Annotated in this window: 9 protein-coding genes and 1 tRNA gene; 9 read left to right on the top strand and 1 reads right to left on the bottom strand. The window is 39.2% G+C overall.

The features are described 5' to 3' along the window. Positions 1-107: 107 nt before the first annotated feature. Positions 108-470 (top strand): hypothetical protein, encoded by a 363-nt coding sequence (locus ASE74_RS01295; protein ID WP_055903170.1) that lies wholly within the window; start codon positions 108-110, stop codon positions 468-470. A gap of 747 nt (positions 471-1,217) precedes the next feature. Further along, a tRNA-Lys gene (locus ASE74_RS01290) sits at positions 1,218-1,290 on the top strand. A gap of 58 nt (positions 1,291-1,348) precedes the next feature. On the opposite strand, the gene ASE74_RS01285 is transcribed toward ASE74_RS01290, so the two are convergent. After that, positions 1,349-1,540: a hypothetical protein gene (locus tag ASE74_RS01285; protein ID WP_055903168.1), complete on the bottom strand. Its 192-nt coding sequence runs from the start codon at positions 1,538-1,540 to the stop codon at positions 1,349-1,351. A 107-nt stretch (positions 1,541-1,647) separates the two neighbouring features. Here ASE74_RS01285 and ASE74_RS01280 point away from each other — a divergent pair, with 107 nt between their 5' ends. The 7 genes from ASE74_RS01280 to ASE74_RS01250 all read left to right on the top strand — a co-directional run bounded on the left by ASE74_RS01280 (position 1,648) and on the right by ASE74_RS01250 (position 16,746). Continuing rightward, entirely contained in the window at positions 1,648-3,768 is a 2,121-nt protein-coding gene (locus ASE74_RS01280) for an FUSC family membrane protein (protein WP_082458602.1), read from the top strand. A gap of 479 nt (positions 3,769-4,247) precedes the next feature. Beyond that, entirely contained in the window at positions 4,248-4,907 is a 660-nt protein-coding gene (locus ASE74_RS01275; RefSeq protein ID WP_055903163.1) for a GDSL-type esterase/lipase family protein, read from the top strand. Between the two features lie 697 nt (positions 4,908-5,604). After that, positions 5,605-8,523, top strand: coding sequence for a triple tyrosine motif-containing protein (locus tag ASE74_RS01270; RefSeq protein WP_055903161.1), 2,919 nt, complete (start codon positions 5,605-5,607; stop codon positions 8,521-8,523). 258 nt (positions 8,524-8,781) lie between these two features. Beyond that, entirely contained in the window at positions 8,782-11,928 is a 3,147-nt protein-coding gene (locus ASE74_RS01265) for a TonB-dependent receptor (protein ID WP_055903159.1), read from the top strand. A 10-nt stretch (positions 11,929-11,938) separates the two neighbouring features. Next, positions 11,939-13,468, top strand: a complete 1,530-nt coding sequence (locus ASE74_RS01260) for a RagB/SusD family nutrient uptake outer membrane protein (RefSeq protein ID WP_055903157.1) — start codon at positions 11,939-11,941, stop codon at positions 13,466-13,468. 94 nt (positions 13,469-13,562) lie between these two features. Next, the gene (locus tag ASE74_RS01255; protein ID WP_082458601.1) at positions 13,563-14,969 is read left to right on the top strand and encodes a glycoside hydrolase family 30 beta sandwich domain-containing protein; all 1,407 of its coding nucleotides are present in this window, start codon (positions 13,563-13,565) and stop codon (positions 14,967-14,969) included. Positions 14,970-14,994: 25 nt separating this feature from the next. Continuing rightward, positions 14,995-16,746: a cellulase family glycosylhydrolase gene (locus ASE74_RS01250; RefSeq protein WP_055903296.1), complete on the top strand. Its 1,752-nt coding sequence runs from the start codon at positions 14,995-14,997 to the stop codon at positions 16,744-16,746. The last annotated feature ends 12 nt before the right edge of the window (positions 16,747-16,758 follow it).

Raw genomic sequence — 16,758 nt, 5'->3', positions numbered from 1 at the left:
GGAGTTTGGAGTTTGAAGTTGGGAGTTGGGAGTTTGGGCCACCCGCTAGGAATTTGTCACCCTTTGAGGGGGGGCAGGGGATGAAAAACAATTAATCAATTAACAACATGAAAAAAATAATATACAGTATCGCAATTTTAGTTATCGTTTTAAGTTTCGGATGCCACAATGGTGGAGGAAACCTATCTATTAGTACTATAGATAACAATACCAACTTTAAATTTGAAGCAAAGTACAACGAAAGCAAAACAGGTAAGCTGGAGAAATACCTTGATAGTGCCCTGAACAACGAACTTCCGTTAGATCAGAATATCGATTTGTTCGTAAACTTAAATGGCAGCGATAAGTTTAACCTTAAAGCCAAAAAAGGCTGGTTGGTAATCGATTTTGATAAACGGAACAGTTCTTTAGCGGGTTTTATTAAAGTGAAAAACTTAACAGAAGGAATCAAGCGGAAATTAACGGAATAAGGTTGTGTAAACGCAAAATCGTCATCTCGACTGGAGCGCAGCGGAATCGAGAGATCTTTTAAATGCATCGTTTTTTTTAACCACAAAGAGCACAAAGAGAAGTCGCGAAGAACACAAAGCTGGGTGTACTTTTCAACCACTACCATTATTAGCACCCGAAAAAAATCGTCATCTCGACTGGAGCGCAGCGGAATGGAGAGATCTTTTAAATGCATCGTTTTTTTTAACCACAAAGAGCACAAAGAGAAGGCGCGAAGAACACTAAGCTGGGTGGGTTATCAACTCCGCACAGACTGACGGACGCTAAAATCTGCGTGTACCAACATAATCTGCATTAGAAGATTCGAAGTAATGGGCGAAAAAGCAAAGTGGCGGTCGTCATTCTCGCGCATGCGGGAATCCTAATGCTGAAGTGCTGGCGCAACCTTTATTCATATTTAAACTCAAAAGGAAGGTGTAGCCGAAACCTGGCCGCTTGCCCATCTCTAGTACCGAGGGTGTTTTTTCGCAAGAGTTTAAGGATTCTTACTATTTCGTTTTTCATGGCCTCGGTGCCTGTTCTAGTTTGGTATATAGCTTGTTTTTTTTAATCACATCCGAGGCTGCAAATTGATTGTTAATGAACTGCGTATAATCCACTTGACTTAGTGGTGATAGCGGAAACTGATCATGATAGCTGGTAATCTGTAACTTCTGCAACGCAAAATATAATTACTAATCCCTTTTTTAACTATATTTAATCAACCAGACTTCTTAGCTCAGTTGGTAGAGCAACAGACTCTTAATCTGTGGGTCCAGGGTTCGAACCCCTGAGGGGTCACTCCATAAAAAAAACGCCCATACTTTTCAGCATGAGCGCTAGTTGTTTGTTATTTTCTTTAGTTTTTTGCGTCAGCAGGTGCGTTTGTGGTCGAATCTGCAATTGCATCCGTACTTGCACTATCAACAGCTTTAGTGGTATCAGTATATTTACTCATGCTGTCTGCATTCTCCTGATCGGCTTTTTTACCAGTACAAGCTGCTAAGCTTAAACCAAATGCAGTTACTAAAATGATTAATTTCGTTTTCATATAAAATGGTATTGGTGTATAAATACAATCATTTTTAATCCGAATTGTTTTAATGTTTTAAATGTTGCCTGGTCGGTTTTACGATTGTGCTGTATGCATTCATTATAATGCTGTACATTTGCGGCTTTCTAACTGAGGTTTATTCATCAATATTGTTCATGGGCAAAAACGGCATCGGCTCTACCATTTCGTATTTCTTTTTAGGCGAGTATTTTTCTGATGCATTGCGTACCACCATTACCGTGGTATTGCCCATTATATTATTCTTTTACCTTGGCAACCCCGAGGCCGCTAAGGGTATAGGGGTGGGTGCGCTGCTAATCAGTTTAACCGATTTGCCCGATAACCGCCTGAATAAATTAAAAACAGCCCTCTCCAGTATCATCGTATTTTTTGCCACTACGCTGGTGGTTTCGATGGTTTTAGCTCATTTTTACCTTACCGCAATAGTTGTTGTAATTGCAGCTTTCAGCTTTTCGATGTTTGCCGTGTACGGGCAAAAACTTTCGCTCATTGGCACCATGGCGCTCATTGTTTGCACCTTTGTAATGGGGCTGCACCCGGCCAGGCCGCTCTATTTTAGCAGTTATATGCTAATTGGTGGTATTTGGTATTATGTAATCAGTTTAATCCAGATTTTGCTGCGGCCTTACCGCTCGCTTCACCATGCTATTTTTGAATGTTTGATGAGCAGTGCCCAGTTTTTAAATGCAAAGGCGAAAAATTACGATGTAGATATACCGCTCGATCTGCAACAGAAAGAAGCTATAAAACTGCATATAAAAGTAAACCAGAAACATGAATTGATCCGCAATTTGCTGCTTACTGATAAGTACGCCATGAACCCCAACAACCCCAAAGGGCGGTTGCTGCTGGAGCGGGCCAGGTTATTGATCGATTTATACGAGCAGCTAAATGCCGTACATTACGATTATGTTTTAGTGAGGAATACCCTGGCAACAGGCCCAAGTTTAAAACTGATTGCCGCACTGATAAAACTTTTGGCACAAGAGCTAGAACATTTGGGCAGGCATGTACGCTCGGCTAAAGCTTACAAGGGCGAGGTAGCAACCAATATATCATATTACCAAAAACGACTGTTATTGTTGCAGCAAATGGAGCAGCTGAATGAAACCCAACGTAAAATGGTGTTAAAAGTGGTTTCGAACATGAACGATATTGTGCGTATTATCGAAATGATAAGAGGCAATGAGCATACAGCGGCCCAACACCTGCAAGAGTTAAGTGGCGGTATTTCCTATCCGTTATTTATTACCGGCGATCGTTTTACGATAAAGGAACACCTAACCTTAAAATCGCCCATTTTTAGGTTTTCGTTGCGTTTGGCCATCTGTTTTCTGTTTGGTTTCCTATTAATATGGCAGTTAGAGCCGAGTAAGTACAGTTACTGGCTTTTTCTTACCCTGGTAATTGTGGCGCGCCCTAAATTCTCAATCACCTGGAAACGGAACCTGCAACGTTTAAAGGGCAGTTTAGGTGGCGTGGTTATCGGGCTGGTAATTGTATATTTTATAAAGAGCCCTGCAGTGTTGCTCTCTTTCTCAGTGATTTTTCTGCTCGGTTTTTATGCTTTTAACCGTCTAAATTATACCATAAGCGTGCTGTTTATTACCCCCGCGGTTATTTTAACGCTGGGCAGTTACCAGGGGCATTTCGATCATATTGTGCACGATAGGATTATGTTTACCGTTTGGGGGTGTGTGATTGCAATTTTTGCTACCTATCTTTTTCCCATATGGGATAGCCGCCAGTTAAAAGCAAAAATAAGCAGGGCTACTACAGATACGCTAAATTATTTGCAGGTAGCGATAGAAAGTAAAGAAAACCTGGGCGAAAACATATCGCGGATGGCGCGCAAAAATGCCAACCTCAGTTTATCGGCCTTAAGTGAGGCTATAGAATCGGCCAGTCAGGAACCGATGCGGAAACATATTGATTTTAACGGTCTGTACGGCATACAATCAACCATTTACCAAATTAATGCAATTATCACTTCAATATATCTTTCTATAAACCATAAACCTGAACAAGCCGACCCATTATTGGTTAAGCGGATTATGAATAACCTAAGCGATGGAGTTGGTTTGCAAAGTGATGCTGATGTTGTGGTTCCCGATCATGATGATCACTCTACCAAGCAGAAGCTGGCGCACATTGCATCGTTATCATTTGATTTTAGTAAGTATAGTGCTGGTTTTAGGGGATAGTTGGGTTTAATTTTCGTTAACAAGTATCAGTTTGAGGAGTAATTTATTTCCTTAAAATCAATATGAGAGGTATGATTTTAAGGAAATGAATACTTAAATAGTCCTCGTTTGTAACGAGGATTTTAGAAGTACGCATTTGCAATGCGAAAATAATTCATTTAAGTGAGATAAAATCGCTTTACTCGCACATACTCGTTACAAACGAGGACGATGTAGTATGATCATCCATGAATTCTCCGTGCTTTCTGTGTTTCGGTGGCAAAAACTGTTTTCTGTGTAAATCTGTTGGTTAAAAGCCTTAAATAGTCCTCGTTTGTAACGAGGATTTTAGAGGTACGCATTTGCAATGCGAAAATAATTCCTTTAAGAATGCAAAGTAATCCATACTTGCTTTATCCGCCGTAATAAATTTGATTGATTGGTTTATAGAAATGAGGATATTGGTATATTGTGCCCATTATAATACATCCCTACATAGTATGAAAAAAATATTTGTTACCCTGTTTCTGCTCTCATTAATAACCCTTACTGCATTTGCCCAAACGAAACCCAATTTTTGGGATGATGTGCAAACCATTAAAAAGTACGATCAGATGTATAAGGCGCCGGTAAACCCCGTATTGTTTGTAGGCAGTTCATCAATTCGCAAATGGGATGATTGTACACAGGTTTTTGCTAAATACAATGCCTTAAACCGCGGTATTGGTGGTGCTGTAATAAATGATATTACTTTCTATTTAAACGATATAGTTTTTCCATACCAACCTAAACAGATCGTACTTTATGTGGGTGAGAACGATTTGGTAAATGATAAAGTAACACCTGATACGGTTTTAAACAGAACCATCCGTTTGTACCAGGGCATTAGGGCAAAATTGCCAACGGTACCGATTGTTTATATATCGATTAAGCCTAGTCCGAGCAGAGAGAAGTTTAAAGATAAAGCAGTAACCTCGAATGCATTGATTAAAAAGTATTTATCAACTGAAGCCAATACGAAATTTGTTGATGTATATAAGCCGATGCTGACTAAAGATGGCAAACTCAGGCCAGAGCTATTTGTAGGGGATATGTTGCACATGAACGCTACAGGCTATGCCATCTGGCGAAAAGCCGTTGAGCCACATTTATTAAAATAACATTTTCTTGCCGTGTTATTTATAGTGCTTAGGTGATGAAAAGAATTTTTGAAGATGAAACATATTGGCTCAGGCCTATTAAAAACCAGGTTTTACTGCACTGCCTAATGTTAATTAGCCCCGATTGCACGGAAAGCCCGGAGCGAGGCACGATTGAGGACTTGCAGTAAAAGCGGGACAGGAACAAACCCATCACTACTGACATCATGCTCCCAAAAACTAACCAGTTAATCTTCACCACTTAAGCTGTAATAATCAATTTACTAACAAGTCTACCAGCTGGTCAGGCTTAACCATATAACAATTATAAAAACACCTCTGCTCAGGCGCAATAAGCATCAGTTTTCTACTTGCACTGCCCAATGTTAATTAGCCCCGATTGCACGGAAAGCCCGGAGCGAAGCACGAGTGAGGACTTGCAGTAAAAGCGGGACAGGACCAAACCTATTACTACTGACATTCCGCTCCCAAAAACTAACCAGTTAATCCTCACCATCTAAGCTGTAATAATCAATTTACTTATATACATATCTTTTCAATTCTTATTAGTACAACAAAGCAAAATATAATGTTCATTATATAACTGATATGCTGAAAAGATGATCCATTAAATCGATATGATCGGTTGTAAGCAACATTAATCAGAATTAAAATTATATATTTATTATTGCGTTCAAAATCATCCTTCCCTAACCAGATGAATAAACTTCTACTTGCGATCATATTTTTACTAATATTCTGTAATGTGCATGCCCAGGATTTATTGGGTATTCCGCAAATTGTAAATTACAACAACGAACAGTATAACGCTGGCATACAGAATTGGGATGTAGAGCAGGATAAAAATGGGATACTTTATTTTGGCAATAACGAGGGTTTGCTCACTTTTAACGGCCGGTATTGGAACCTCTTTAGGTTGCCCAATTATACCTCGGTACGCTCAGTAGGTATCGATTCTAAAAACCGCATTTATGTAGGCGGGCAGGATGAGTTTGGCTACTTTTACCCAAATGCACAGGGTGTATTAAAATATACTTCTTTATTAAACCTGCTGCCAGAAAATATGCGAAAACTGGCCGATATCTGGGGTGTTTCCATTATACACAACGAGGTATTCTTCAGATCGATACATGCCATTTTACATTATAAAGATGGTGTAATAAAAAGTTATAAAACCAATACTACCTGGCTGTTTATGGGAATGGCTAACAACAAAATATTTTCGCAATCTTCTGATTCGGGTTTACTGCTTTACGAGCACGAAATGTGGAAACCCTTTTGTAGCGACAGTATTTTAAACCGCTCATCTATTACAGCTGTGTTGCCATATGCTGGCGATACATTATTGATTTCTGTATTGAAAAAGGGGTTCTTTTTAGTAGTTAATCACCAGTTGATACCCTTTAAAACAAATCTGGATCAGGTTTTTTTAAATAACAGGATTTATTTTGCCAATCAGATCAGTGCCAATCTGTATGGCGTTGCCACCACATCTGGTGGGGTATATATTATGAACAGGAAAGGTGAACTCGTTCAAAAATACAATTACAGGGAAGGTTTGCAGAACAACAATGTTAGGGGAATTTTAATTGATCGTGATAAAAATATGTGGCTTGCGCTTGATGATGGCACAGCCTATGTAGCCATTAACAGTGCTGTTAAAAATATTTTTCCCGACCGCAATAAACAGATTACCAGTTATGCTTTCAGAAAATTTAAGCAATCTGTTTACATCGGTACATCAAATGGCCTGTACCGAACCAAGGTTAGTGCCCAAGAACAGGATTTGAGCTATTCGCCTGCCAGTTTTGAAGAAGTAAACAACACCAAAGGCCAGGTTTGGGGCCTTGATGAGATTAACAGCCAGCTGTTAATGGCCCATGAAGATGGTACGCTACTGGTTGAAGATAATGTAGCCAGGCCAATTTATAGCTTAATCGGTACTTGGATGTACCAAACACCTGATAATATTTACCCCAGTAAAGAGCTTATTGCCGGAACTTATGCAGGGTTACAAAAAATTGTTTACAACAACTCCCGTTTTAGCAATGCAGGCAAAATTGGCGGCATTGCCGAAACTTTACGCTTTATTGTGGCTGATAATAACAATCCAGATCGCATTTGGGCATCACACCCCTATCATGGTGTATATAAAATAGAATTGCAACCCGATCATCAGCATGTGCTCCATACCACGTTATATACCGAAAAAAACGGCTTACCATCAAAGCTCTATAATTATGTTTTCCATATCAAAAACAGGGTAGTTATTGCAACAGCTGATGGAGTATATGAATATGATGAAAGTGCACAGAAATTTGTGCGTTTTAAATTGCTTGCCAACGCCATAAACCATATATCGGTTCAATATATGAAAGAAGATGGCGATGGCAATGTGTGGTTTGTAAGCAATAAAAAGGTAGGGGTAATCGATTTTAAACATCCATCCGGATCAAACCCCTTTACTGTATATTATTTGCCCGAACTGGATGGCAAAGTTGTAGGCGGTTTTGAATCTATTTATGCGCTCGATAGCAAAAACATTTTCATAGGGGCCAATAAAGGTGCTTACCACATTAATTATGATAAATACATCAAAAATATTATTAAACCTGTTGTAACACTCGGCCAAATTAAACTGCTTGGCAATAAAGATAGTTTGGTATTTGGCGGCTACTTTGTAAGTAAAGGAATAATTTCTGATAAACAAGATCAAAAGGAGATACCAGAATACGTTAACAGCTTAAACTCCATTCATTTCGAATATGCTTCTACACTTTTTGAGCACGATAAGAATACAAAATTTAGCTATCAGCTGGTGGGCTTCGATAGCGAGTGGTCTGCATGGGGCATAAAAAGCGAAAAAGATTACACCAATTTACCCGCCGGCAAATATACTTTTAACATTAAAGCACGAACGGATGTTGGCAACGAATCGGCGGTAGTGGCCTATACTTTTGTAGTATTACCGGCCTGGTACAATACCATTTGGATGAAGATTTTTTACCTGATTTTAATTGTGCTGCTCATCAGACTGTTAATTAAGTGGCAAAAACGGAAACACATTAAAGAGCAAGACCGCATGAGCTACCTCCACCAGCTGGAACTGGATAGGAACGAAAAGGAAATTGTAAGGCTGCAGAACGAAAAGTTAGAAGCCGATGTAAATTATAAAAACAAAGAACTTTCTACCATGACGATGCATTTGGTGCAACGGGGTAAAGTGCTTGCGAAGATAAAAGAGGTTATATCTGCGGTAATTAAAAACCACGATATTAATGAAAGTTCACCAAGTTTCAGGCATTTGATCAGGCTGATTAGAGATGTAGAAAAAAAGGATCAGGAACTGGATCATTTGAGTGTGCACTTTAACCATGTAAACACCGAATTTTTTAACAAGTTAAAAGATCTTTACCCTGATTTAAGTCAGAACGATTTAAAGTTTTGTGCCTATTTATCCATGAATTTATCTTCGAAAGAAATGGCGCAATTGATGAATGTTACCATTAAAGCCATCGAAGTTGGCCGATATCGGTTAAGAAAGAAACTCCAACTTAAACCCGAAACCAATTTATATGAGTTTCTGATTGATATTGCGCGTCAAAAAACGCTTTAAATCGATGTTTTTGTTACAATTGAAACATTTTCTGCCTGTATATATTAATTAACTGATTTCCAGTGATTTTGATTCTCTTTGTAGGGCTTATGTAGGTCTGTTTTTCTTTATTTTGAGTTAATTGAGGGCTTCTGTATGGTTCGTGTAGTAGCAGCAAATGCTGCAATTATTACGCGCCACCATAGATTTGATTTATGAAACACGGCCACCCAAGCCGCGATCACTAACTAACCAAATATTAACTTAAAACTAATTTCTATGAGAGGAAGATTTACATTTGTATTCTTCATTTACTGTATCTTGGCATTTCCGGCGGCTTTACTGGCGCAAGATATTCCCGTTACAGGAAAAGTAACAGAACAAAATGGCAGCCCATTACCTGGGGCCACAGTTAAGCTTGATGGTACAAGCAAAGCAGCCTCTACAGATGCCAGTGGTAATTTTAGCATTCAGGCACCAGTAGGTGGTAAATTAACCGTTAGCTTAATAGGTATGGCTACCCAAACTGTAACTGTACCGGCAGGAGGAAAATTAAATATTACCCTTGCCCCCAGTTCAAAAGATTTAACAGAGGTTGTTGTTGTAGGTTACGGCACACAAAAGAAAAGTGTGGTAACTGGTGCAATCTCCAGTGTTAAAGCTGCCGATTTGGAAAACCAACCCACCACTACGCGCTTAGAACAAGCTTTGCAAGGTAGAACTTCAGGGTTAACTGTTGCTGCACAATCAGGCCAGCCAGGTTCGGCATCAACTGTGCGTTTAAGGGGCTTTACCTCTTTTGGCGGCAAAAATGATCCTTTATGGGTAATTGATGGTGTTGTGGTTGATAATGGTGGGATTGGATATCTTAATCAGTCGGATATTGAATCTATCGAGGTGCTAAAAGATGCTGCATCGGCAGCAATTTATGGTGCACGTGCGGCATCAGGCGTTATCATTGTAACCACTAAGAAAGGTAAAAATGGTAAAATAAGTTTAAGCTACAATGGATATTATGGAGAAGCAAAAGCGGCTAAGAAATTAGATTTACTAAATGCTACAGAGTATGCCACACTCAGAAATGAGGCATATACAAACGATTTTGTCCCTGGCCCTGGTGTAGTGTTTACCCTGCCATATGCTAACCCTGCCGCTTTAGGCGAAGGAACCGACTGGCAATCTTACGTTTTCAATAACAGTGCAGCCCGTCAAAACCATGAAGTTTCTATAAATGGAGGTAATGATAAATCGACTTTTTATTTATCGTTCGGTTATTTTAAGGTTGATGGTATTGTTGCTACTGAAATTTCTAAATATAACAGGGCAAACATTCGGATTAATTCTCAGCATAAGTTGTATAAATGGTTAACTATTGGCGAAAATTTAGGCTATAGCCACGCAATTACCAACGGTATAGGAAATACCAACAGTGAATTTGGAGGGCCATTAAGTTCGGCTATAAATTTAGATCCCATTACACCCGCAATTATTACCGATCCAACAGCTGCAGCTACGTATAACAGTTATCCATTACCGGTATTTAGAGATCCGAATGGAAACCCTTATGGCATTTCTACAAGGGTAGCGCAAGAAATCACAAATCCATTAGGCGATATAAGAAGGAGAATTGGCAATTATGACTGGGACCATAATATTGTTGGTAACGCATTTTTAGAAGCAGAACCAATTAAAGGCTTACGCTTCCGTTCTACCTTAGGATCTAAACTGGCATTTTACGGTGGCGATGGTTTTAATCCAATTTATTATTTAAACTCATCTACTTCCAATAATAGAACCCAGTTTGCCAGAAATATCAATTATGTAATTACCTATAACTTAGAAAACACCGTTTCTTATACACGTGCATTGGGTAACCATAATTTAAGTTTGTTATTAGGCCAGGGATCTTACAGTGATGGTTTTAGCCGTAGTGTAAGTACCACATTTTACGATGTGCCGGCGCAGGATTTCTACTCAGCTTCGATGAGGTTCAAGCCTGTTGCTGCAAATAGAACTTCTGATGGCAGTGAAGGTACCGACCATAAAGTGTTCTCTTTATTTTCTCGTTTAACTTATGATTATAAAGAGAAATATTTATTCTCAGCTTTAATCAGACGGGATGGATCTTCGCGTTTTGGTGCGAATAATAAATATGGTTATTTCCCATCTGGCCAAATAGGTTGGGTACCAACAAAAGAAGACTTTTTTCCACAAAATAACATTGTTAATTTCTTGAAAATTCGCGGAAGTTATGGTGTAACAGGTAATGATGGTATTGGCGATTTTGCATACGTACCTCTTGTAGCCAGTGGCAGAAACTATACTTTCGGCAACGAAAATACAGTAAATATAGGCTACAGCCCTGCGGCATCTGCAAACCCTGATTTAAAATGGGAAGAAACCAGGCAAACCAACATTGGTATCGATGCAACCTTATTTCAGAACGTAAGTTTGGTTTTAGATTGGTATAAAAAGAAAACTGTAGGTATTTTACAGAACCCGCCAGTACCTGGGTACATTGGTAGCGGTAGTCCGGCAGCAAATATTGCAGATATGTCTAACTCTGGCTTCGAGTTTGAACTTAGCTATCGCAAAAAAATTGGTGAGGTTAATTTCGGTATCAGCGGAAATGGATCGTTCTTGAAAAACAGGATCGATAAATTAAGTCCGGGTGTTAACTTTATAGACGACAGTCAGGCCACTTTCCAAACTTTAGGCAATATTACACGTACGCAGATCGGGCATTCGTATAACGAGTTTTATGGTTATATCAACCAGGGTATATTTCAAACCCAGGATGAAATTAATGCTTACAAAGGTCCAAACGGAACAATTCTTCAGCCATTGGCAAAACCCGGCGATGTTAAGTTCGCCAACCTAAATAATGATGAGGTAATTGATGTTAACGACAGGGATTTTATCGGTAACGGCTTGCCAAAATTTACTTACGGCATTACACTGAATTTATCTTATAAAAGCTGGGATCTAACGGCCTTTGGTAGTGGAGTTGCAGGTAATATGATTTTTCAGGGCTTAAGACGCTTGGATATACCGAATGCCAATTATCAAACCAGCAGGTTAGACCGTTGGACACCATCCAACCCATCAACCACGCAACCAAGAATAACTGATAAAGACCCAAATAAAAACCTTACAAAATTTTCTTCCCTGTATTTAGAAAAGGGCGATTATTTCAGGTTAAGAACCTTTCAAATCGGTTACACCCTGCCTAAAAATATCGTAGGTAAAATTGGTCTTCAAAAATTCAGGGTATATGTTTTATCCGAAAATTTATTTACGGCTACAAAATATAGTGGTTATGATCCGGAATTGGGATCTAACAATAGTGGTAATGCTTTTAGTATTGATAGAGGTTTATACCCACAAGCAAGATCATTCGTATTTGGTGTTAATGCTAATTTTTAATTAAATTATAATGAAAAGAAAAATAACATATGCAATCGTAATCCTGGCAGGGTTTCAGTTGTTCGCTGGTTGTAAAAAATATTTAGAAATCAATCCACAAGAACGTATACTTTTAGATAACTATTATAAAACCCCTGCTGAAGCGAAAGCAGCATTGATTTCTATTTATGATAGGTTCGGAGCTCAAGCTGGTGGTTTGTATGATAAGGTTGCCATCATGGATGCCGCATCAGATGATCAGATTGCTGGTGGTGGTGGTCCTTCAGATATTAACGATCTTCAGGTGGTTAATAACTTCACCTTAAATTCTACAACCGGGCCACAAGGCTATTTATGGAATAAAGGCTATGCCGGTATTTTTAGGGCAAATATTTTTCTATCAAAGGTGGGTAACATCAGCATGGATGTTACAACCAAAAATAGTTATATAGCAGAAGCAAAAACCTTACGGGCTATCTTTTATTTTGATTTAGTACGCTTTTTCAAAAATATACCTTTACTAACTTCTGCAGTTGATCCTAAAGATATTTACAACGTTCTTCAGGTGCCTGCAACAGATGTATATGCATTAATTGAAAAAGATTTAACCGAGGCTATTCCTAACTTACCCAATACTATAGTAGCCAAAACAGATGGCGGCCGTATTACAAAAGGGGCTGCACAAGCTATGTTAGGGAAAGTTTATTTGCAACAAGGAAAAAATGCCCAGGCAGCAGAGCAGTTTGCTATTGTGAATGGTACCACACCAGGTCAAATGAATGCAGTTTACGGTTATAAGCTTTTACCTAATTTCGGAGATTTGTTTAAAGTGGCAAATAAGTTCAACTCAGAATCGATTTTAGAAATTGTACATGCAAACTCCTCTAATGGCGGATGGGGCGATGCCGGTGCATCAGAAGGGAATCTGTTAAACATTATTGTTGGTCCGCGTGGTTATAAACCTGGGGCGGGTGCTCCTGATTATTATTCTGGTTACAGCTTTTTGTTATTCACCAAAGAATTCTTTGATTTTATTCATTTCGATCCACGTAATAAAGCAACTGTTGCCAATTTAGACAGCTTAGAAAAGAACGGAATTGCTACTTATGAAAAGGGATATCAAAATACAGGATACTTTCTGGAAAAAACCATTGGAAGGGTTTCCGATAAAGCACCAACTGGTCAAACAGAACTGAATTTCCCTCAGGATTCTTACGAAATCCGTTTAGCTGATACCTATCTTTTAGAGGCAGAGGCATTATTGGCTAGCGGTGCTCCGGTGGGTGCGGGTAGCCGTGCTTACCAGTTATTTAATGCAGTGCGTGCACGTGTGGGGCTAAGTCCGATTGCAGTAACGCTTGATAATATTATGAAAGAAAGAAGGCTCGAACTTGCCGGTGAAGGCCATCGTTTCCTTGATTTGGTACGTTGGGGCAAAGCAGCAACCGTACTGGCTTATAAAGGCTTTAAAGCAGGTAGAAATGAAATTTTCCCGATTCCGCAGTCCGAACTTGCCAATACTAAAATAGAGCAGAACAAAGAATATGGCGGAACAAAATAGTTGCTCATCTATTACATACGCTTAAGTTTAATTGTTAACAGGAAGGAAGCAGCGTCTTTCTTCCTGTTTTTTTAATCTGATCATTAGTTTACCTATGCTTCATTCCAAACCGCTACACCTATTTATTGCTTTTATTTTCACCTGCTCTTCCCTTTGTGCTGTTGCCCAGAGCCAGGCAGAGGTTTGGCTCACCAAGGCAGATCGATCTGTACTATTTGCCAAACAGGCAGCAGGCTTAAGTTTTAAAACCGTTAAAAATGATAACCCAACTATTTTAATTAATGAAAAGGAAACTTATCAAACCATTGATGGCTTTGGTTACGCTTTAACCGGAGGCAGTGCACAGCATATTATTAAAATGTCGGCACCGGCAAGAGCTGCATTATTGAAAGAACTTTTTGCTGTAGATGGGAACAACATCGGCGTGAGTTATATCCGGTTGAGTATTGGCGCATCAGATTTAAATGAAAAAGTATTTTCTTACAACGATCTTCCCGAAGGACAAACTGATTTAACACAGGCCAAATTCGACCTCGGCCCCGATAAAGTGGATGTAATTCCGGTAATGAAGGAAATCCTGGCGATAAACCCAAAATTGAAAATTATGGGTTCACCATGGTCTCCCCCCTTATGGATGAAAACCGCTTATGATGCCCGTGGAGGCATGTTAAAGCCAGCTTATTATGATGCTTACGCTAAATATTTTGTCCGTTATGTACAGGAAATGCAAAAAGAGGACATTCCTATCGATGCAATAACCGTTCAAAACGAACCTTTACACCCTGGCAATAACCCAAGCTTGTTAATGGTTGCACCAGATCAGGCACTTTTTGTAAAGAAATTTCTCGGTCCGGCATTTGCAAAAGCAAATATTAAAACCAAAATTCTGGTATACGATCATAATGCCGACCGGCCCGATTACCCGATTACGATTTTAGATGATCCTGAAGCCAAAAAGTATATCGATGGTTCTGCGTTTCATTTGTATGGAGGAAAAATTGAAGCTTTAACCGATGTACACAATGCCCATCCTGATAAAAACATTTACTTTTCAGAACAAATGGTGGTTGAACAGCCAGATGCTACAGACATTAAAATTGTGAACCCCGTTAAGCGTTTAATTATTGGTGCTACCCGTAACTGGAGTAAAAATGTATTGGAATGGAATCTGGCTGCCGACCCCGAAAATAAACCCTACACCGATAGAGGAGGCTGCTCCATGTGCCAGGGTGCGGTAACCATTAATAAAGATGCATACAGTAGAAACCTGGCTTATTATTCCATTGCACATGCATCTAAATTTGTGCGGCCGGGTGCTGTTCGTATTGCCACTAACGAGTTAAGCGATTTACCAAATGTTGCCTTTAAAACACCTGATGGAAAACACGTTTTAATTGTAGCCAATAGTGGTAAAAACGTGGCATTGTTTAATATCGGCTTTAAGGGCAAAACCATTGTGGCAGCACTTGATAAAGGAGCTATAGCAACCTATGTGTGGTAATTATCTAAAACCTAACCTAAATTTTATGTCTTTTATAAAATCAATAATATATACTTTTCTGCTCAGCGCCATTTCGTTTACAGGGTTTTGTCAGGGGTTTTTAAAGGCCGATGGCAAAAAAATAGTCAATGAAAAAGGAGAGAATGTTTTGCTCCGTGGTTTTGGTTTAGGCGGTTGGATGTTGCAAGAAGGTTATATGCTCAAAATTAACAAAGAGGCGCAGCAATACCGAATCCGCGAAAGGATAGAAGAACTAATGGGGCCTAAGCAAACGCAGGAGTTTTACGATGCCTGGCTAGCTAACCACATGCGCAAAATTGATGTAGATTCGATAAAACGCTGGGGATTTAATTCCATCCGATTGCCCATGCACTATAATTTATATACATTACCGGCTGACAAAGAACCTGTTGCAGGCAAAAATACCTGGCTCGATAAAGGTTTTGCCTTAACCGATAGCTTGTTGGCCTGGTGTAAGGCGAATAAAATGTACCTCATTTTGGATCTGCATGCCGCACCTGGCGGACAAGGGAACGATTTAAATATTGCAGACCGCGATCCTTCAAAACCGTATTTATGGGATAGTGAAGCCAATCAGCAAAAAACGATTGCCTTATGGAAAAAACTGGCCGAACGGTATAAAAATGAACGTTACATTGGCGCATACGACATTCTGAACGAACCCAATTATGGTTTCTCAAACCCTGAAGAAGATAAAAATGGCACGAAAGAAAAAGTAAATGCACCATTGCGGAAACTGATGGTTGAAATTACCAAAGCCATTCGCGAGGTTGATCAAAAGCACATCATTATTATAGAAGGAAATGGCTGGGGCAATAATTATAATGGTGTTTTCCCGCTTTGGGATAAAAATATGGTTTTAAGTTTCCACAAGTATTGGAATTATAACGATCAGGCTTCCATTGCACATATTATCAAAGCCAGAGATGAGCAAAATGTTCCGGTTTGGCTGGGCGAAACAGGCGAAAATTCTAACGTTTGGTTTACTGATGCCATTAGCCTTTTAGAAAAAAATAACATTGGCTGGTCTTGGTGGCCATTAAAAAAGATCGGCAGCAATAACCCAATGGAGATTAAATCGAACCCCAATTATGATGCATTGGTGAAATACCTAAATAATGGAGGCAACAAACCTAAAGATAGCAATGTGTACAGTGGCTTAATGGAACTTGCTATTTATTCGCGTTTAGAGAATACAATCATCCACCATGATGTAATTGATGCGATGATCCGCCAGCCTTTTAGTAACGGAACCAAACCTTTTAAAGCCAATTTAATTAAAAATAAAAGCATTGTTTATGCGGTAGATTACGATCTTGGTAGAAATGGTTTTGCTTATTCTGACACCGATACTGCCGATTACCATACTTCAACAGGGAAACGTACTGCCGGAAACCGTGGCCGCAGTTACCGTAATGATGGGGTAGATATTGCAAAAGATTCAGCACAGTACGAAAAGTATTATGTAAACCATATCGAAAAAGGAGAGTGGTTACAATACACGGTAAATGTTGCACAAAAAGGAACTTACACACTTAAAATTAATACAGCAGCAGATCATGCTGCAGGCAAATTAACCATTGCAATTGATGGCAATACTATAGCGAAAGATATTGCTGTACCAAATACCGGCGATAGTAAGAAGTTTGCAACTTTTGAACTTAAAAATATCGCCTTAAAAGCAGGAAAGCAAAAAATAAAGGTGCTGGCAGAGGTTGGAGGCTATAATTTTAGTTATATTCAGTTTATAAAGTAATAAAGCACATCT

It is taken from the genome of Pedobacter sp. Leaf216, from assembly GCF_001421515.1.
GTDB lineage: Bacteria > Bacteroidota > Bacteroidia > Sphingobacteriales > Sphingobacteriaceae > Pedobacter.
Note: the sequence above shows the minus strand (reverse complement) of the source record. Positions and strands in the feature narration are given on the sequence as shown.

Excerpts from the sequence above, each read along its gene's own strand:
- ASE74_RS01295 (WP_055903170.1), top strand. The coding sequence starts at position 108 with ATGAAAAAAATAATATACAGTATCGCAATTTTAGTTATCGTTTTAAGT.
- ASE74_RS01285 (WP_055903168.1), bottom strand. The coding sequence starts at position 1,540 with ATGAAAACGAAATTAATCATTTTAGTAACTGCATTTGGTTTAAGCTTA.
- ASE74_RS01280 (WP_082458602.1), top strand. The coding sequence starts at position 1,648 with ATGCTGTACATTTGCGGCTTTCTAACTGAGGTTTATTCATCAATATTG.
- ASE74_RS01275 (WP_055903163.1), top strand. The coding sequence starts at position 4,248 with ATGAAAAAAATATTTGTTACCCTGTTTCTGCTCTCATTAATAACCCTT.
- ASE74_RS01270 (WP_055903161.1), top strand. The coding sequence starts at position 5,605 with ATGAATAAACTTCTACTTGCGATCATATTTTTACTAATATTCTGTAAT.
- ASE74_RS01265 (WP_055903159.1), top strand. The coding sequence starts at position 8,782 with ATGAGAGGAAGATTTACATTTGTATTCTTCATTTACTGTATCTTGGCA.
- ASE74_RS01260 (WP_055903157.1), top strand. The coding sequence starts at position 11,939 with ATGAAAAGAAAAATAACATATGCAATCGTAATCCTGGCAGGGTTTCAG.
- ASE74_RS01255 (WP_082458601.1), top strand. The coding sequence starts at position 13,563 with ATGCTTCATTCCAAACCGCTACACCTATTTATTGCTTTTATTTTCACC.
- ASE74_RS01250 (WP_055903296.1), top strand. The coding sequence starts at position 14,995 with ATGTCTTTTATAAAATCAATAATATATACTTTTCTGCTCAGCGCCATT.